Source organism: Actinoplanes sp. NPDC048967 (assembly GCF_040649415.1).
Classification (GTDB): Bacteria; Actinomycetota; Actinomycetes; order Mycobacteriales; family Micromonosporaceae; genus Actinoplanes.
In genome coordinates, this window is the sequence record NZ_JBEZFL010000001.1 from 737,750 (window position 1) to 756,669 (window position 18,920).

The 18,920-nt window shown below is 72.9% G+C and carries 13 protein-coding genes; 6 read left to right on the forward strand and 7 right to left on the reverse strand.

The window, feature by feature from the left end:
• The first annotated feature begins 79 nt into the window (after window positions 1–79).
• The 3 genes from AB0C12_RS03480 (at window position 80) to AB0C12_RS03490 (ending at window position 4,037) form a co-directional block, all read left to right on the forward strand.
• Window positions 80–910: a pectate lyase gene (locus AB0C12_RS03480; RefSeq protein WP_360543702.1), complete on the forward strand. Its 831-nt coding sequence runs from the start codon at window positions 80–82 to the stop codon at window positions 908–910.
• Between the two features lie 360 nt (window positions 911–1,270).
• A complete protein-coding gene (locus tag AB0C12_RS03485; protein ID WP_360543704.1) occupies window positions 1,271–3,523 on the forward strand; it encodes a non-reducing end alpha-L-arabinofuranosidase family hydrolase in 2,253 nt (750 codons plus the stop codon).
• Window positions 3,524–3,611: 88 nt separating this feature from the next.
• Window positions 3,612–4,037 carry a hypothetical protein gene (locus AB0C12_RS03490; protein WP_360543706.1) on the forward strand — a complete coding sequence of 142 codons (426 nt, stop codon included), beginning with the start codon at window positions 3,612–3,614 and terminating at the stop codon, window positions 4,035–4,037.
• Between the two features lie 3 nt (window positions 4,038–4,040).
• Here AB0C12_RS03490 and AB0C12_RS03495 read toward each other — a convergent pair whose 3' ends face one another.
• Entirely contained in the window at window positions 4,041–4,601 is a 561-nt protein-coding gene (locus tag AB0C12_RS03495; protein WP_360543708.1) for a hypothetical protein, read from the reverse strand.
• Window positions 4,602–4,611: 10 nt separating this feature from the next.
• Window positions 4,612–6,828, reverse strand: a complete 2,217-nt coding sequence (locus tag AB0C12_RS03500) for a glycoside hydrolase family 9 protein (RefSeq protein ID WP_360543710.1) — start codon at window positions 6,826–6,828, stop codon at window positions 4,612–4,614.
• A gap of 226 nt (window positions 6,829–7,054) precedes the next feature.
• Here AB0C12_RS03500 and AB0C12_RS03505 point away from each other — a divergent pair, with 226 nt between their 5' ends.
• Window positions 7,055–9,754, forward strand: a complete 2,700-nt coding sequence (locus tag AB0C12_RS03505; protein ID WP_360543712.1) for an Hsp70 family protein — start codon at window positions 7,055–7,057, stop codon at window positions 9,752–9,754.
• On the opposite strand, the gene AB0C12_RS03510 is transcribed toward AB0C12_RS03505, so the two are convergent.
• Window positions 9,736–10,311 (reverse strand): GNAT family protein, encoded by a 576-nt coding sequence (locus tag AB0C12_RS03510; RefSeq protein WP_360543714.1) that lies wholly within the window; start codon window positions 10,309–10,311, stop codon window positions 9,736–9,738. The genes AB0C12_RS03505 and AB0C12_RS03510 overlap by 19 nt on opposite strands.
• A gap of 132 nt (window positions 10,312–10,443) precedes the next feature.
• Between AB0C12_RS03510 and AB0C12_RS03515 the strand changes: the two genes are divergently transcribed.
• Window positions 10,444–11,244: a hypothetical protein gene (locus AB0C12_RS03515; RefSeq protein ID WP_360543716.1), complete on the forward strand. Its 801-nt coding sequence runs from the start codon at window positions 10,444–10,446 to the stop codon at window positions 11,242–11,244.
• Window positions 11,245–11,254: 10 nt separating this feature from the next.
• On the opposite strand, the gene AB0C12_RS03520 is transcribed toward AB0C12_RS03515, so the two are convergent.
• The gene (locus AB0C12_RS03520; protein ID WP_360543718.1) at window positions 11,255–11,644 is read right to left on the reverse strand and encodes a YccF domain-containing protein; all 390 of its coding nucleotides are present in this window, start codon (window positions 11,642–11,644) and stop codon (window positions 11,255–11,257) included.
• Between the two features lie 211 nt (window positions 11,645–11,855).
• Here AB0C12_RS03520 and AB0C12_RS03525 point away from each other — a divergent pair, with 211 nt between their 5' ends.
• Complete coding sequence (locus AB0C12_RS03525) at window positions 11,856–14,615, forward strand: tetratricopeptide repeat protein (RefSeq protein ID WP_360543720.1); 2,760 nt, start codon at window positions 11,856–11,858, stop codon at window positions 14,613–14,615.
• A 7-nt stretch (window positions 14,616–14,622) separates the two neighbouring features.
• Here the strand turns inward: AB0C12_RS03525 and AB0C12_RS03530 are convergent, their stop codons facing one another.
• From AB0C12_RS03530 to AB0C12_RS03540, 3 genes are read right to left on the reverse strand one after another with little or no spacing between them, the layout of a single operon-like run.
• Window positions 14,623–16,047: a dynamin family protein gene (locus tag AB0C12_RS03530; RefSeq protein WP_360543722.1), complete on the reverse strand. Its 1,425-nt coding sequence runs from the start codon at window positions 16,045–16,047 to the stop codon at window positions 14,623–14,625.
• Window positions 16,044–17,807, reverse strand: a complete 1,764-nt coding sequence (locus tag AB0C12_RS03535; protein WP_360543724.1) for a dynamin family protein — start codon at window positions 17,805–17,807, stop codon at window positions 16,044–16,046. Before AB0C12_RS03535 ends, AB0C12_RS03530 begins: the two co-directional genes overlap by 4 nt.
• A gap of 27 nt (window positions 17,808–17,834) precedes the next feature.
• Window positions 17,835–18,902 (reverse strand): TDT family transporter, encoded by a 1,068-nt coding sequence (locus AB0C12_RS03540; RefSeq protein WP_360543726.1) that lies wholly within the window; start codon window positions 18,900–18,902, stop codon window positions 17,835–17,837.
• Window positions 18,903–18,920 lie beyond the last annotated feature (18 nt).

Consider the following 18,920-nt stretch of genomic DNA (forward strand, 5'->3'; position numbering starts at 1 on the left):
CTCGGCCTACCCGCGGAACCGGCGGAGAAATCTTGCGCCGCGGGGCAACCTCCCGGGTGCCCCCGGCCACTGGACGGGTATGGAAACGTCCTCCCCCACATCTCCGGAGAGCTCTCCCGGTCCGGAGAGCTCCCCCGGCCGGCTCCGGCGCTGGCGGGGCGCGGCCATCGCGGCCGTCCTGGCCTGCGGTCTCGGCGTCACCGCGGTCGCCTTCACCCAGAACGCCTCGGCCGCCACGGCCTGGCCGTCCGCCCAGGGCCTGGTCAAGGTCAGCGCGACGACCACCGTTCCGGGCACCTTCGACGGCGGCCTCAAGCGGTACTTCGGCATCGGCGACGGCGGCCAGGGCGAGAGTCAGGATCCGATGTTCGAACTGGCCGACGGCGCCACCCTCAAGAACGTCATCCTCGGCGCCCCGGCCGGTGACGGCGTGCACTGCAGCGGCTCGTGCACTCTGGTCAACGTCTGGTGGGAAGACGTCGGCGAGGACGCCGCCACGTTCAAGGGCGGCCCCTCGGCCCGCTACACCGTCGACGGCGGCGGCGCCCGCTCGGCCTCGGACAAGGTCTTCCAGCACAACGGCGGCGGCACGCTGACCGTCCGCGACTTCCAGGTCAGCGACTTCGGCAAGCTCTACCGCTCGTGCGGCAACTGCAGGACGCAGTACAAGCGGACCGTGGTGCTGCAGAACATCACCGCGAGCGCACCGGGCAAGTCCCTGGCCGGCATCAACACCAACGGGGACACGGCTACGTTCTCCGGCATCACGATCGTCGGGGACAGCAAGAAGAAGCTCGCGATCTGCGACCGATTCACCGGCAACAACACCGGCGCCGAGCCGCCGAAGACCGGTTCCGGCGCGGACGGTAAAAACTGTTTCTTCAGCGCCTCGGACATCACCTACAAGTAACCGTCCCCGCACCGGATCAGCCGGGTCGGCGCCTCCCCGCGCCGACCCGGCCCCTGGCTTTTACCGGCCGTCTGCCGCATTATCGGCAGACGGCTTTTTTTGCGGCCAGATCATGGGCCTGACCAGCGGCTATGAACCTTTGCTTTTCCTTAAATGCGTTTCCCCGGAAGCCATTCGAAAGTCGTCTTTCGACCATTCTTCAAATGCTCACAGGTTGATATCCGGATATTGGCGTGGCAGCATTGGCGACCGCGCGACCATCCTTTTTCTTCGCGCCATCCCTTTCCCGAGAGGCACGTTATGACTGCGTCTGTTCATCCACCCGCCCATCGTCGAGCCCCGCGACGGCGGATCGTGCTGGTGGCGGCAGGCATCGCCGGCCTGGTCGCCGCCGGGCTGAGCGTCGTCTACACCCAGACCGCCGACGCGGCCACGACGCTGGGCGCCTCAGCCGCCCAGAAGGGCCGCTACTTCGGTGCGGCGATCGCCGCCGGCCGGCTGGGTGACTCGACCTACACCCGCATCCTGAACAGCGAGTTCAACTCCGTCACGCCTGAGAACGAGATGAAGTGGGACGCCACCGAGCCGTCCCAGGGCCGGTTCACGTACACCAACGGCGACCGCATCCTCAACCAGGGCATCGCGATGGGCGCCAAGATCCGCGGCCACGCCCTGCTCTGGCACGCCCAGCAGCCCGGCTGGGCCCAGTCGCTGTCGGGCACCACGCTGCGCAACGCCGCGATCAACCACGTCACCCAGGTCGCCACCCACTACAAGGGCAAGATCTACGCCTGGGACGTGGTCAACGAGGCCTTCGCCGACGGCGGCAGCGGCGCCCGCCGCGACTCCAACCTGCAACGCACCGGCAACGACTGGATCGAAGCCGCCTTCCGCGCCGCGCGGGCCGCCGACCCGGCCGCGAAGCTGTGTTACAACGACTACAACACCGACGGCATCAACGCGAAGTCGACCGGCATCTACACCATGGTCCGCGATTTCAAGTCCCGGGGCGTGCCGATCGACTGCGTCGGCTTCCAGTCCCACCTGGGCACCGGCATCGACTCGACGTACCAGGCGAACCTGCAGCGCTTCGCCGACCTCGGCGTGGACGTGCAGATCACCGAGCTGGACATCGCGCAGGGCGGCAACCAGGCCGCCATCTACGGCACGGTCACCAAGGCCTGCCTCGCGGTGGCCCGGTGCACCGGCATCACCGCCTGGGGCATCCGCGACAGCGATTCCTGGCGCCCGGGTGAGAACCCGCTGCTGTTCGACGGTTCGGGCAACAAGAAGGCCGCCTACACCTCCGTGCTGAACGCCCTCAACGCCGGCGGCACGACGACCCCGACGACCGGCCCGACCACTCCGCCGGCCACCGGATCGGGCAGCTGCACCGCGACGCTGACCCCCGGCACCGCCTGGGGCGACCGCTACAACTCCACGGTCACGGTGACCGGAGCCAGCGACTGGAGTGTCGTCGTCACCCTCACGGCGCCGCAGAAGGTCTCCTCCGTCTGGAACGGCACCGCGACCTGGGACGCCAGCGGCACCGTCATGACGATGAAGGCCAACGGCTCCGGCAACGCGTTCGGCTTCACCACCATGGTCAACGGCAACACCACTGCGCGTCCCCGGATCACCTCGTGCACCGGCTCCGGCGGCGGCACCACCACCACGCCGACCACCCCCACCACGACCCCGGCCGCCTGCGCGCTGCCGTCGTCGTACCGGTGGAACTCGACCGGCTCGCTGGCCAACCCGAAGTCGGGCTGGGTGTCGCTCAAGGACTTCACCACCGCGCCCTACAACGGCAAGCAGCTCGTCTACGCCACCACCCACGACACCGGCACCTCATGGGGCTCGATGAACTTCGGCCCGGTCACCACCTTCTCCGAGCTCGGCTCGGCCAGCCAGAACAAGATGAACGCCGGAACGGTCGCGCCGTCGCTGTTCTACTTCGCGCCGAAGAACATCTGGGTGCTGGCCCACCAGTGGGGCCCGACCGCGTTCTCGTACCGCACGTCGAACGACCCGGCCAACGCCAACAGCTGGTCGGCGGCCCAGCCGCTGTTCACCGGTTCGATCAGCGGCTCCGACACCGGACCGATCGACCAGACGCTGATCGGTGACGGCACGAACATGTACCTGTTCTTCGCCGGTGACAACGGCAAGATCTACCGGGCCAGCATGCCGATCGGGAACTTCCCCGGCACCTTCGGCTCGACCTCGACCGTGGTCATGAGCGACACGAAGAACAACCTGTTCGAGGCCCCGCAGGTCTACAAGCTCCAGGGCCAGAACCGGTACCTGATGATCGTCGAAGCCATCGGCGCGAACGGCCGCTACTTCCGGTCCTTCACGGCCACCAGCCTGAACGGCTCGTGGACGCCGCAGGCCGCGACCGAGAGCAACCCGTTCGCGGGCAAGGCCAACAGCGGCGCGACCTGGACCAACGACATCAGCCACGGCGAGCTGATCCGCACGAACGCCGACCAGACGATGACCATCGACCCGTGCAACCTGCAACTGCTCTACCAGGGCCGCTCGCCGAGCTCCGGCGGCGACTACGGGCTGCTGCCGTACCGGCCGGCGCTGCTGACGCTGCGCCGCTGACCAGAAGAGCCGCCATCGGCGGGCCCGGCCTCTGCGCCGGGCCCGCCGTGGTGTTTCCCGCCCGCTGTGACCGGGGTATCCGGCAGGGGTGGGCACGGACGAACTGTGGCAGTGGATCGGCGTCGGCATCAATCTGGCGGGGCTGGCCGTCATCATCACGGCGCTGGTCCTGGTGCTCCGGCACCGGGCCCGGGCCCGGCGGTCGTCGGCACTGGCCGGGTTGGCGCCCGCGGAGCGCCGGCGGGTGCTGCGCCAGATCCGCGGCCGCGCGCCGGTCGACCCGCGGGACGCCCCGGCGGCCCGTCAGGGCGCCGGTGACCTGCTGGGGCAACGGCGGCTCATGGCCACGCCGGCCGGGCTGATCCTCGTGCAGGTCGGCCAGGCCGTTCAGCATCGCAGCCCGGTCTGGACCGTGCTGGCCCTGGTGGTGACCGCGCTGTGCGCGACGGCGATGATCCTGCTCGGGCGGGACATCAGCCGGGCCCGGCGCTTTCTGGAGCGGCATCCGGCCTGAGCGTCAGTCCGGCGGCTGGCGGTGGCGGCCCGGCACCCGGTGCGTCGGCAGGCGCCGTCCCTCGGCGAACTTCTCGATCAGGTGCAAGTCGGCCGGTTGCAGGCCGCGGTTGGCCCGCGGCGCGATCAGCAGCGCCCGGCCGTCCGCGGTCAGCTCGTCACGCGCCGGGCCCGGCGCGGGCAGAGCCTCGTCGTCGGTCCAGATGAGCCGGCGGCCCTCGGCCAGCACCTCCCAGGCCGCCGCCAGCTTCAGCGGCCAGCACTGCGCGCCGCGGGGCATCGGGTCGGCGTCCAGGGCCCGCCCGAGCACAGGCAGGCGCCACAGGCTTTCCAGGCGTTCGGCCTCCGGGCACCAGGTCGTGCACCAGCGGACCTCGACCCGGCCGTCGATGTGCAACGCCCGGATCCGGTCCACCAGCAGCGGGGACCAGCGCAACACGTACGACGTGTTGTCCGCCCCCGACCACACCAGCGACTTGCGTGGCGCGGCGCCCCAGCCGGGCTTGATCGTGTTGATGACGCCGTCGACGTCGAGAAGCCACACGGGCTTCTCGACGTCGATCACGCCATGGATTCTAGTTCTGGTCCGCGATGAACGAGGACACCCAGGCCAGCGGTGCGTTCCAGTTGATGGTCAACTCGTTGGTCGACCAGGACTGGATGTCGTCGATGTAGCAGAACTGACCCACGCAGCCGGTCAGCTTGCTCTGCGCGTACGGGTCCTGGATCGAGGAGTTGGGCCCGCCGGCCAGGGTGCCCCGGGGCGGGTTGGGCAGGGCCGGGTCGAGCTGGTGGGCGTACCAGCGGCTGTGCTGGTTGTGCGAGCTGACCTCGCCGTAACCGGTCACGTAGGACTGGTTGAGCGCGTTGCGGCCGAAGATGTAGTCCATGCCCTCGTAGACCGCGTTGCGGAACCTGTCGCGGCCGGTGATGTCGTAGGCCGAGGCCAGCACGGTCATGTTGTTCAGGATCGCGCTGTTCGAGCCCCAGTCCCACATGTTGTTGGCCGGGGCGTACGCGACGCCGTACGGGTGCGCGTTCTGGATCTTGAGGTACTTCTCCGCGCCGGCGACGATCGAGGCGCGGACCTGGTGGCGGCCGGGCAGCTTGTTCGGCAGCAGGGCCAGGTCGAGGCGGCCGGCCGCGGCGGTGCTGGCCCAGTCGAAGGCCCCGGTGCCGAAGACGTCCGCGGTGTGCACCGGCGAAGCGAGGATGTCACGGGCGTACGTCTTGTCACCCGTGCTGATGTAGAGCTCGGCGGCGGCCCAGTAGAAGTCGTCGTCGACCTTGTCGTCGTTGTACGCGCCACCGCCGGTGCCGTCGGCCACGGAGGCGTAGATGGCCGGCTCGGCCAGGGCGGCGGTGTAGGCGGTGCGGGCCGCGGCCAGGGCCTTGGCGGCGAACGCCTTGTCGTAGCGGCGGTAGATGCGGGCGGCCTGCGCGGCCGTGGCGGCCAGGTTCAGCGTCGCCGCGGTCGAGACCGGGTGCAGTTCACGCTGCTGGGGGTCGAGGTGCGGCAGCAGCGGCAGCCCGGTCCAGTTGGCGTCGTGGATCTTGTGGTGCACCATGCCGGCGTGCGGCTGCCCGGCCGGCACCTGCATCTTCAGCAGGAACTCCAGCTCCCAGCGGGCCTCGTCGAGCAGGTCCGGGACCTTGTTGCCGCTCTCCGGGATGGCCAGCGTGCCGTCGCCCAGCTTGCGCGGCTCGGCGGTGCGCTCGTACTGGTTGAGCAGCTGCCAGGTGGAGATGCCGCCGTTGACGACGTACTTGCCGTGGTCGCCGGCGTCGTACCAGCCGCCGGTCACGTCCAGCTTGTAGTCGCAGACACCGGCCTGGCAGGGCACCGAGCCGTCGCCCAGGTTCGGCGGGACGTCGACGTGACCGGCCGGGCGGCCGTACCCGGGCCGCAGGTCCTCGCGGATGTCGATGCCGCTGCGCTGGGTGTAGTAGAACTTCAGCGCGTCGGCGCGGAGCTGCTCGTAGACGGCGGCGTCGATGTCGAACGGCCGGCTGGTCTCACCGTCGGCGACCAGCGTGTAGCCGGTGCCGCGCTTGTGGTAGCGGCTGAAGTCGATCGTCTGCACGTTCTGCCCGGACGACACGTCGACCCCGCGCGGCACGGTGCTGCCCCGCGCGACGGTGGCGCCGGCCGCGTTCTTCAGCTGCCAGGGGAGCTTCGTCGTGGCCTCGGTGACCAGGGTGGCCTTTTTCGGCCCGCCCGGCAGGTAGGCGACCTGGTTGACCCGCACCCGCGGCCCGGTGTCGGGCACGTAGACCTCCGGCGGCACGCCGCCGACCAGGGAGACGTCGTCCAGGCAGAGCCGCCAGGGGTCGGCGCTGCCGCCGACCTGGAGCGCGACCTGCGCCTGGGCGGTGGTCACGGCCGAGGTGAAGGTGTACGAGTACGTGTCGCCCGAGACGGTCAACGCCGGCGACGCCTCGAAGTACGTGTCGTACGGCGAGACGGCCAGCCCCACGATCGCCCGGGCGACATGCCCATCGGGATCGCCGCTGGCTGTGAACGAGTACCGGTAGGTCTCGCCCGCGACGAGATCGATGTCGTTCTGACCGACGGCGACGTCCCACCGGTTGCTGGTGCCGCCCGGCACGTCCATACAGGCTTTGCCGTCGGTCAGGGTCAGCGGCCCGGGATTGCCCCACCACGGGTCGGTGCCGGTGGTGAAGCCGCCGTTGACGACCTGCTCGACCTCGTCGGCGGCAGCGGCCGGACCGGCCGGTACGGCGGTGAGGCCGGCCACGAGCAGGACGGCGGCGCCGAGGGTTCGGATCACGAAGGGTCTCCTTGGGAGCGCTTCCATCAGTCAGTTCAGATATGTTGATCCCCTGGGTAACGACCTGTCAACACGGCTGAAACGTTCAGTGACTCAGCTGTGAGCTGGGCGCCCTCGGCACGATGTCCGCTGTTGCTGATCCGCGCGCCGGGAGAACCACCCGCGACACCGCCCGTCCGGCGGTGCCGGGGCTGGCGCGTTGCCCTTAAGGTCTCTAGCTGTGGCGATGCAGTACGGCTTGGGGATCGACCTCGGTACGACCCAGACGGCGGCGGCGGTCCGCGTCGACGGGCGGACCGAGGTGGTCCGGCTGGGCGGGCGCCGGGCCGAGATCCCGTCGCTGGTGTTCGTGCGCCCCGACGGCGGCCTGCTGATCGGTGAGGCGGCCGAGCGCCGCGGTCAGGCCGAGCCGGCCCGGCTGGCCCGTGAGTTCAAGCGCCGCATCGGCGACCCGGTGCCGATCCTGGCCGGTGGCGTGCCGTTCTCGGCGCACGCGCTGACCGCCAAACTGCTGCGGCACGTGCTGGACACGGTCATCCGGCTGCAGGACGGGCCGCCCGCGGTGCTGACGGTGACGCACCCGGCGAACTGGGGACCGTACAAACGGGAGCAGCTGGACCAGGCGCTGCGGCTGGCCGACACCGGGCCGGCGCTGCTGCGCACCGAGCCGGAGGCCGCGGCCCTCCAGCATGCGACGGCCCGCCGGATCGGTCCGGGCGAGACAGTGGCCGTGTACGACCTGGGTGGCGGCACTTTCGACGCGGCGGTGCTGCGCCGGGAGGGTGAGGGCTTCCAGGTGCTCGGCGAGCCCGAGGGCATCGAGCAGCTCGGCGGCGCGGACTTCGACGAGGCGGTCTTCGGGCACGTCCTGGGGGTGCTCGGCGACCGGGTCGAGGGTCTGGACCCGAACGAGCCCGACGTGGTCACCGCCCTGGCCCGGCTGCGCCGCGACTGCGTGGAGGCCAAGGAGGCGCTGTCCTTCGACACCGAGGTGATGATCCCGGTGGCGCTGCCCGGCGTGCACACCCGGGTCCGGCTGAACCGCTCCGAACTGGAGTCGATGATCGCCCCGGCACTGGCCGACACGGTCGCGGCGATGCACCGGGCGCTGCGCGCGGCCCGGGTGGCGCCGGGCGAGCTGGACGCGGTGCTGCTGGCGGGCGGATCGTCCCGGATCCCGCTGATCGGGCAGCTGCTGGCGGCGGCGTTCGACCGGCCGGTGGTGGCCGACCCGCATCCGGAGCACAGCATCGCGATGGGTGCGGCGGTGGCCACGGCACTGGTCACCGGTGGGGTGTCGCCCTTCGACGACGCGGTGGTTCCGCCGCCCCCGGTCGCCGCGGCCGGTCCGGAGCCGGTCGGGTCGGTCGGCGCCGATGCGACGGCGGCCTGGGCGGACCCGGAAGCCGGGCAGGACACCCTGCTCGAAACGCCGGCGATCGCGGGCTTCGCGCAGGCCGCCGGCGCGGCACCGCACGAGGACGCCGGCGCAGCGACGCACGGGCCGACCGGCATCGGCGCCGGGCCCGGATCCACCCAGCTCCTGGCGGACAGCGGCACGCAGACCGCTCCGGGAACCGCCGCCGACGCCGACGCCGGATCCACCCAGCTCCTGGCGGACAGCGGCACGCAGACCGCTCCGGGAACCGCCGCCGACGCCGGGTCCACGCAGATTCTGCCGGGCAGCAGCCACGGCAACGGGAACGGGGCCGCGGGAGCCACGCGGATTCTGCCCGGCGAAGCGGTGCGGGCCGACCGGCCGGTCAGCGGCGGGGCGGCGCAAGGCCCGGTGGCCTACTCGCGCGGCGCGGCCTCCGTACCCTCGAACGGGCAGCCCCGCACAACCCCGACCCGCACCTTCCCGCAGCCGACCAGCCCGGCCCCGCCGCCGCCCGGTCCCCCGCCGGTGCACTACCCACCGGCGCCGGCCGGCGGCGACCGGCCGCCGGCCAAACGCAACGGCAAGCTGCTGGTCCTGATCGGTGCCCTCACCCTTGCGATGATCGCCGGGACCACCGTCCTGGTCGCGCTGGTCCGGCGCGGCGACAAGGACCGGGACACGGCCGCGCCGCCGACCGCCTCCCCGTCGGTCAGTGTGCCGCTGACCCTTCCCACCGCCGGGATGCTGATCCAGGTCGACGCCGGCGGTGACCAGCGGCCCGAGCTCAAGTCCAGCGCCTACCTGCTCACCCCCGGCAAGCCCGGCCGCACGGCTGTCGCGGACACCGGCGGCGACGTGCTGCCCGAGTGGTCCCGTAACCGCAAGCGGGTCGCGGTGATCCGGTACGAGGCGGACGGCAGCAACGCGATCTGGGTGATGGCGGCGGACGGCGGCAACCCGCAGAAGGTCGTGGAGAACGCCACCGGTGGCCGGGTGTCGTGGAATCCCGACGGCAGCAAGCTGGCGTTCCTGCGCAAGGTCGACGGCAGCCCGCAGATCTTCACCATCAGGATCGGTGACTCCAAGCCGACCCAGCTGACCTGGGCGGACGGCATGAAGGACGATCCGGCCTGGTCGCCCGGCGGCGGGGCGATCGCCTACTGGAAGCTGGTGAAGGGTGAGCGGCAGATCTTCATCCTGAATGCCAACGATCCGGAGGAGCCCGGCCTGCAGGTGACCAAGGGCGACAGTGGTCCCGGCGTGGACCCGAACTGGTCACCGGACGGGATGCGGATCGCCTACACCCGTGACCCGGGCGACGCGGGGGACATCTGGACCATCAGTCCCGACGGCAAGAACGCGAAGCAGCTGACCGAGCACGAGGACCGGGAGATGGACCCGTCCTGGGCGCCGGACGGCAGCTGGCTGGCCTTCACCCGCGGGCCGGTCGACCAGCCGAAGATCGTGGTCGCCAAGGCGGACGGCTCCGCGGAGCAGGTCCTCACCGAAGGGGACGCCCGCGAGGGTCATCCCTGCTGGTCCTGACCTTTCCAGTCGTCGGCCAGGATCGCCATGACCGTGGCGTCCACCCAGCCCTGCGGCGTGCGCAAAGCGTCCCGCAGGACGCCCTCGGCGACAAAACCCACCTTCTCGTACGCGCGGCGGGCGCGCGGGTTGAACGAGTACACCTCGAGGGCGATGCGGTGCAGGCCGAGCTGTTCCAGGCCGTAGCCGACGAGCAGCCGGGCCGCCTCGGTGCCCAGCCCCCGGTCCCGGCCCTGGGGTCCGAACATGGTCCGGAAGTTGCAGCTGCGGTTGGGTGGGTCCCACTCGTTGAGGACGACCTCACCGACCCAGGCTCCGGTGGCCCGCTCCTCCACCGCGAGGTCGAGACGGTCGGGGCAGTCGGCGCGGGTGCCGTACCACTCGCGCAGCCGCTCTTCGGCGGCCTCGTCCCAGACGACCGGCCGGCTGCCGGTGAGCCGGACGACCTCGGGATCGCGCAGCGCGTCCCGGACGGCCGGGAAGTCACCGGCCCGGAACGGGCGCAGCACGACGCGCGGGCCGACGAGGGTGGGCTTGACGGAGAAATCGGCGGCCATCGGGCGATGATCGGCGAACCGCCCCGCCCGGGCAAGCACATTCGCCCGCGCGGGGCCGCCTGAAGTCGCAGCCCGCGACCGATTGATCACGAGAGGTAGCCCGCCGGGCGTACCGGTGTCTATCCTCGGGCGATGCTGGACGCCGAAGCCCGTCTGTTGCTCACCCCCCGTCTGGCGATGTTCCGCCAAGTGACCGAGGCCCTCGCCGCCGACCAGCGGCAGCTGGCGGAGACGACGGCGGAGCTGACCGGTCAACCGGCCACCGGCCGGCTCTTCAGCGGCTCGCTCGGCAAGGACCTGGCCACGGTCAAACGGATCCGGGAGCTGCGGCGCAGCCAGCGGGAGCTGACCGTCCGCGTCGAGGAGCAGCAGGCCAGTGCGGAGCAGCTGGCCGAGCAGATCGACGGTCTGGTCGACCCGGTCCTGCGGCTCCACGACGGCCACTACCAGCGGCTGGTCGTGGCGACACTGCTTCTCACCCAGGCCCTGGCCCACTGCGAGGAGGTCGGCCGGCACCTGGGCTCGGCCGTCGGGGCGGCGGGCACGGTGATGCGCGCCGTCATGGGGAAGGCCACCGGTTCCACCGACCAGTTCCGAGCGGAATGGGCGGCGCGCGGCTACGACAACCACATCCGCGACGCGGTCACGGGCCTGAGGGCCCTGCCGGACCAGGTCCTCCGGATCGAGCACCGGGTGGCCGAGCTGACCCGGACCACCGTGCGGCCGGTCCGGATGCCGGATCCCGCCCTGGTGGATGAGGTTCCGCCGACCCTGGCGAGCGCCGGGGCCCGGCTCCGGCTGGCAGAGGGCCTCGTCCCGCTCGGGAGTCTCCAGCGGCAGCTGCGGGCCACCACCGGCCTGATCGAGCAACGGCGTGCCCAGGCCGACAAGAAACGGCAGGCCGCGCTGCGGGCCGCCTACAGCCGACTCTGACCCTCGGGGCTCAGCCGGCGGCTTCGTCGAGGTCGACGATCTCGCGGCCCAGCGGCCAGAACGCCGCCGGGACCAGCTTGAAGTTGGCGATGCCGAACGGGATGCCGATGATCGTCACGCACTGGGCGATGCCCGCCACCACGTGACCCAGCGCCAGCCACCAGCCGGCGATGACGACCCACAGCACGTTGGCCAGGCCCGAGGCGACGCCCGCGGTGGGCCGGGTGACCAGCGTACGGCCGAACGGCCACAGCGAGTACGACGCCAGCCGCAGCGACGCGACCCCGAACGGGATGGTCACCACGAGGGCGAAGCAGAGCAGGGCGGCCAGCCCGTACCCCAGCGCCAGGACGAAGCCGCTGCCGAAGATGAACCAGAGGACGTTCAGGATGAGGCGCACCTGATCAGCATGACGCGGGCGCGCCAGCGGCCCGTCCTCGCGGGCGTGGACCCGGCCATTCGGCGCCCCCGAATCGGCGGGATGCCGATCACCGAAGGGCCGCGTCCGACGCTCGGAGGCGATGGCGGTGACCTCCGATGAGGACAGTGCCAGACAGCGCTTGCGGGATTCTTGTGGTTCGATCGACGGCTCGGGCTACGAGAGGTCGGGCGTGGGGGATTTCCGGTTGCTGGGTCCGGTCGAGGTGTGGCACGGCGCCGAGCGCATCGATGTCGGGCACCCGAGGCAGCGGACCGTGCTGGCGGCTCTGCTCGCCGACGCCGGACGGTCGGTGCCGGTCGCCACGCTCATCGACCGGGTCTGGGGCCAGGCCCCGCCCCGGTCCGCGCGGCAGTCGCTGCACGCGCACCTCACCCGGGTGCGGCAGGTCGTGCAGCGCGCCGGGGTGCCGGGCTCACTGGTGCTCACCTCGGACTCGTACCGCCTCGAGGTCGACCCGGCCACCGTGGACGTGCACCGGCTGGGCGAGCTGACCGCCCGGGCCCTGCGGCCGGAGCACCCGGCCGAGCAGCGGGTGGCCCTGCTCCGGCAGGGCATGGCACTGTGGCGCGGCGAGCCCCTGGCGGGCCTCGGCGGGGAGTGGGTCGCGCAGACCAGGCAGCTCTGGCGCCGCCGGTACGCGGACACCGCCGTGGCCTGGGCCCGCGCCGAGCTCGCAGTCGGCAATCCGGGCGAGGTCATCCGGGTCCTCGGTGACCTGGCCGCCCAGTTCCCGCTGCAGGAGTCGCTGGCCGCGGTGCTGATGCGGGCCCTGGTGGCGGCCGGACGCCCGGCCGAGGCGCTGGCCCACTACGCGGCCGTCCGCCGCCATCTGATCGAGGAACTCGGCGCCGAGCCGGGCGCGGACCTGCAGGACGTGCACCGCGCGGTGCTGCGCGGGGACGAACCCGGTGGCGTCCGCTCCGGCCCGGCGCAGCTGCCCGCGGACATCGCCGGCTTCGCGGGCCGGACCGCACACCTGGCAATGCTGGACGCCCTGCACGACCGGGCGTCCGCGCGAGCCGTGGTGGTGTCCGGGATGGCCGGCGTCGGCAAGACCGCCCTGGCCGTGCACTGGGCGCACACCGTGGCGCCGCGGTTCCCCGACGGCCAGCTGTACGTGAACCTGCGCGGCTTCGACCAGGACGAGACCGTCCTGGCCCCGGCCGACGCGGTCCGGGGTTTCCTGGACGCGCTCGGGGTGCCGGCCGACCGGCTGCCACCGGGCCGCGACGCCCAGCTCGGCCGCTACCGCACCCTGCTCGCGGACCGGCGGGTGCTGGTGGTGCTGGACAACGCCCGCGACGCCGAGCAGGTCCGGCCGCTGCTCCCGGCCGCCCCGGGCTCGCTGGCCCTGGTGACCAGCCGGCACCAGCTCACCGGTCTGCTGGCCACCGCCGACGCCCAGGCGCTGCCGCTGGACACCCTCACCGACGACGAGGCCCGGGAGCTGCTGGTCCGCCGGCTCGGCCGGGACCGGGTGGACGCCGAACCGGCCGCGGCCGAGGTGATCGTCGCCGCCTGCGCGGGCCTGCCGCTGGCGCTGGCGATCACTGCCGCCCGGGCCCGGCAGTCCCGTTTCCCGCTGGCCCCGCTGGCCGCCGAGCTGGCCGAGGAGGGCCACCGGCTGGACGCGCTGGACACCGGGGACGTGGCCGGCCGGATGCGGTCGGTCTTCTCCTGGTCGTACGACGCGCTGAGTGCCCCGGCGCAGCGGGTGTTCCGGCTGTTCTCCCTGCATCCGGGGCCGAGCGCGGCGACCACGGCGGTGGCGAGCCTGACCGGGCTGCCGCCGTCCGACACCCGGCGGCTGCTGGGCGAGCTGACCCGGGCCAGCCTGCTGACCGAGCAGCTCCCCGGCCGGTACGTGAGCCACGACCTGCTGCGATCGTACGCCGCCGGCCTCGCCGCTGATCTTGATCCGGTCGCCGATCGGGACGCCGCTGTGCGCCGGCTCCTCGACCACTACCTGCACACCGCGTACGCCGCCGACCGGCTGCTCGACCCGGCCCGGGGCGACATCGAGCTGCCCCTGGCTCCCCCGGCGGCCGACGCCCGCCCGGAACAGCTCGCCGACCCGCGGGCCGCGACCGCGTGGCTGGCCACCGAGCACCCGGTGCTGCTGGCCACGGTCACGTCCACCGCGGAGACCGGGCATGACGCGTACATCTGGCAGTTGACCTGGTCGTTGAACACCTATCTGGACCGCCGCGGCGACTGGGACGAGCGGGCCGCCGCCTGGCGTACGGCGCTGCGGGCCGCCGATCGGCTGGGCGACCGCGTCGCCCAGGCGCGGGCGCACATCAGCATCGCCCGCACCCACACTCTGCGCGGCAGCTACGCGGACAGCATCGCTTCCCTGCAACAGGCTCTCGACCTGTACACCGCGGTCGGTCACCGGATCGGTCAGGCGCACACCCACCGCAACTTCGCCCACCTCTGGGGCCACCAGGGCCGCTACGACGCCGCGGTGGACCACGCCCGGCAGGCGCTGACGCTGTACCGCGCCGCGGCCGACGAGCGGGGCCAGGCCGACGCGCTGAACCAGGTCGGCTGGTACCACGCGATGCGGGGCGATCACGACGAGGCGCTGGAGTGCTGCCGCCAGTCGCTGGCCCTGCACGAACGGCTCGGCAACCGGGCCGGACAGGCGCACGCCTGGGACAGCCTCGGTTACGCCCACCACCGGCTGGGCCGCCACGACGAGGCGATCGAGTGCTACGGCCACGCGGTGCGCCTCGCCGGTGATCTCGACGACCGGTACAACCAGACCCAGGCCCTGACCCACCTCGGCGACGCGGAACTGGCCGCCGGCCGCAGTGACCGGGCCGAGCGGGCGTGGACCAGGTCCTTGGCGGTCCTGACCGAACTGGGCCATTCCGACGCCGAGGCCGTCCGCCGCAAGCTCGCCGCCCTGTCGTCCGCGGGGTGAGCAGGGGTCAGGCGACGCCGGCCAGCAGCCCTTCACAGCTGCGGGTGACCGCGCGTGCCGCGGTGCGCAGCTCCCGGGCCGAGAACGGGTGCTCGGCCAGCGTCTGCCAGCGGGCCAGGGCCTCCCGGGCCGCCGCGGCGATCTGCTCCGGCGACGCGTCGGCCGGCAGGCCCAGCCGCAGGTACGCGGCCCCGCCCGCCCCGCCGAGCAGCAGATCCATCTCGGCCAGCTGTGCCTGCGTGCCCGGCAGCCGGCCCGACCGCAACAGGTGCAGCAGCCGCAGCTCGACGAACTCGTGAGCGCTGGCCCGGATCCGCTCGGCCTGCGCCGCCAGCGCCGAGCCGGGGTCGATGAACTCGTCCAGCACGGCCAGCGCGGACCGGGCCTTGAGCACCTCGCTGCGTCCGACGAACTGGGCCGCGAAGACGTCCCGCAGCCGGTCGATGCCGCTGTGCGCGGTCAGCGCGGCGGCCAGGTCGGCCGAGTCGTGCACCTTCTGCTCGCGGATCAGCCGCACCGACAGCCGCACGCCGAACAGCCCCAGCCGGCCCAGCGTCTCCCGCCGCCCGGGTGCCGAGCCGGCGAAGCGGTCGGCGGTCAGCAGCAGCTCCACCACGTCGGCCATGGGCAGCGCGGCCACCGCGGCCAAGGTGCGGAACTCGTCCTCGCGCAGGGTCGCCCCGGCCGCGCCGAGCAGGCCGGCCACCGGCACGACGACCGGGCAGAGCCGGCGCAGCCGGTCGTCGGCGGCGTAGCGGGCAGCGACCCGGGCGGCCGCTTCCATCGCGTCCAGGCGGGCGCCACCGATCTCGTCGGCCCGCGAGAGCACCCCGACGGTGTTGACCGGGGTGCCGCTGGCCAGGTCGTCGCCGTGGAAGGACTCCAGGAAGCGGACGTCGTCGGCGTGCATGTGGCGCAGCAGGTAGATGACCGCGTCGGTCTGCGCCGGCCGGTCGGCCTCGGCGTCGAGGAACGCGGTGGTCCGCAGGGACACGTCGGTGGACAGGGACGCGATGCCAGGCGTGTCGATCAAGGTGTGCCGGCGCAGGCGGGCGCTGGGGACGCGTACCTCGAGGTGGTCGATCTGCTCGGCGGGCCGGTCGAGGGTGATCCGGACCGCGCCGGCGACCCGGTGGAACGGCAACGGCCGGGTGCCGCCGTCCCGCAGGTGGGCCGTGACGGCGTACGTCGGGCCGTCGGCGTACCAGGTCACGATGCGGGTGCACTCCCCCGCGTCGGTGGGCGCCAGGCCCTCACCGACCAGCGCGTTGAGCAGGGTGGACTTGCCCGCCTTGACCTTGCCCGCGATGGCCACCCGCAGCGGCTCGCCCAGCCGGCGCCGGGCGTCGCCGATCGCCGCCCGCACGGCCGGGTCACCGGTCTCGGCCAGCGCCCGGTCCAGCAGCGCCTGCACCTCCGGCAGCAGCGTCATGCCAGCTTGTCCAGTTCCGCGCGCTGGGCGGCGAGCTGCCGGGCCCGCGCCGCACGCTGGTCCGCCGGCAGCGCGGCCATCTCGCGGACCGCGGACGCCGCCTCGGCCGTCGAGCGTTCCACGGCGGCGGCCCGGGCGGTGAACTCGTCGCGCAGCAGCCGCTGGGTGCGCCGGACCGCTTCCCGGGAGTCGCGGCCCACGTGGAAGGAGACGTCGTCGACGTAGCGGCGCAGCTCGGTGCGGGCCTGCTGGCGGCGCTGCTGGATCTGCCGCTCGCGTTCCTGCTTGACCAGCCGGCGACCCAGGGTGAGCCCGGCGATCAGGCCGATCGGGGCGGCGATGAACACGTTGAACATCGCGCCGATGGCACCGAGCATGTAGAAGCCGCCGTAGGTGATCCGGGCAGCGGTGAACGCGCCGAGGAACTGCTGCATGCCGGAGCGGTGGAAGTCCACGTCGAGGCCGCCCACCTTGCCCAGCCCCTGCTCCGGTGCGGGCAGGTCCAGGTCGAGGCCCTCGTACTCCAGGTCGAAGCGGGCAGCCACCTCCTGGGCGAGCTGGTCACTGCGCTGGGCCAGCAGCATCAGGTTGTCGACTGCGGCCGCGGACGCCTCGCGGGCGGCCCAGGCCTGGAACTCCGGCCAGGTGTCGCGCGGGTCGGACTCGTTGAGCAGCTCCTCGCCTGAGCGCAGCATGGTCCGCAGGCGTTCGCGCAGGTCGTGGTCGACGTCGGCGGTGAGGTCCTGGATGCCGTCGCCGAGCACGGTCTGCCACGAGCCCAGCGTGCGGGTGCGGCGCTGCTTCTCGGCGTACCGCTGGACCAGGGTCTGCGCCGCCGCGGGGGAGCTCGCCGCGGCCTGCTCGGCCACCACCCGCTCGCGCAGCTGGGCCACGACGAACGCCAGCTCGGCGCGCGCGGCCGAGCGGGCCCCCGCCCGGGCCGCGCCGAGCACGTCCCGGCGCAGCAGCTCGACCAGCAGCGGATAGCCGGACTCGGTGTTGAGCTCGGTGCTGTCGCGGGCCTGGGCGCGCAGCCGCAGGAACGACGAGACGGCCACGACCGGCACGTCGAGGCCGGCGGCGGCGAGGTGCCCGGCGTCGAGTTCGACGATGCGCCGCCACTCGCCGTACAGGTCGGTCTTGGTGACGACGCAGTACGCGGCCGGGCAGCGCTCCAGCACCCGGCGCAGGAAGTCGACCTCGGCGGCAGTCAGCTCCTGGGACGCGTCGGTGACGAACAGCGCCGCGGCGGCCCCGGTCAGCGCGCCGATGGTCAGGTTGCCGTGCGCGGAGTCGAGGCCACCGACGCCCGGCGTGTCGACGAAGGACAGCCCGGCGCCGAGCAGCCGCCGGTCGAGGCGGACCTCCACGCTGCGCGGCGCCCGCGCCCCGGCCGCCGGAGCGGCGCCGGTGACATGCCCGCCGAGCTGGTCGAACGGCACGGTGACCGGCTCCACCGAGCCGTCCTCGGCGGGCACGTGCAGGGTGACCGCCGGGTCGGTGCCGTAGCGCAGGACGGTCGGCACGGCGGTGACGACATCCGGGTCCACCGGGCACACGTCGGTGCGCAGCAGGGCGTTGACCAGCGTGCTCTTGCCCTGCTTGAACTCGCCCACCACCGCCACGGTGACGTCGCCGCGTTGCAGCTGGGCGGTCGCGCGGTCCAGCCGTTCGGCGAGGTCGGGCCGGTCGTGGGCAACGGCCAGGCGGCGTGCGCCGGCCAGCTCGGCGAGCAGGTCCGTGGCCAACGACTCCCTCACTCATCTCGACGCAGCCCTGCTCAGAGGCTACGCGGGCGGTGCCGGCCGGATGAGGTCACCCCGGCCCAGCGCGCGCAGCGTGCGGACGGCGACGACCGACCAGGCGGCCAGCAGCATCGCATAGAGCACCACGGCGAGGGCGACCGGCAGGGCCGACGGGACGCGGGTGGCGAGCCCGCTCGCGCCGGTCACCACCGTGCCGACCGGGAACGTGAAGCTCCACCAGGTGAGTGAGAACGGCAGCCCGGCCCGGGCGGTGCGCACGGTGATCACGGCGGCCAGGGCCGCCCAGCACAGGGCAAAACCCAGCGCCGGTACGCCGTAGAGCAGCACCAGCCCCTGCGCGGCGGTGGCGTACGGCTCGCTCAGCACACCGTCGGTGGCCCGGCCCAGCAGGTGCACGGCGGTGACCGACTGACCGACCGGCCCGAGCACGATCCACCACGTCGGCACCATCCGGGCCGCGCCGGGGCCGTACGCGATGAGCCGGCGCCAGAGCCGGACGAACACCAGCGCCGCCGCGACGAGGCTCAGACCGGCCATCGTGTAGCAGGCCGCCAGCAGCTCGACGGGCCAGGGAACGTGCGGCACGAGCAGCGCGCCGGTCGCCGCCGACACCATCGGCGACACGACCGGCATGAGCCGGCCACCGAAAGCCGTGCCGGGTCCCGGCCGGTGCCGGGTGACCATGCGGTACGGGATCACGACAGCGACCGCCAGCCCGAGCAGGGTTCCGGCCGTCCAGAGCACCACGTCCACCGCGACCGCGGCGGACTCGCCGATCCAGTCCCGGCCCAGCAGCAACGTCCCCGCGCCGACGGTCAGCAGGGCCATCGGCGGCGCGCCCCAGAACTGTTCCGAGACGACGTCCCCCGCGTACGCCCGGCGGTGCCGGACCGCGGCGGTGGCCAGGACAACCAGCAGGACCGACGCCAGCGCCCAGACCACGGTGGCGAACGCCCGCAGCCCCGGCACGGGCAGCGGGAGGGCGACCGCGGCCGTGGCGACGATGCCCGTGCCCATGACACTGGCGAACCAGTTCGGGCCGATCACGATCGGGGCCGGGCGCACGGGACGTTCGAGCAGGACGGTCATGATCTCCACTCTCGGTCC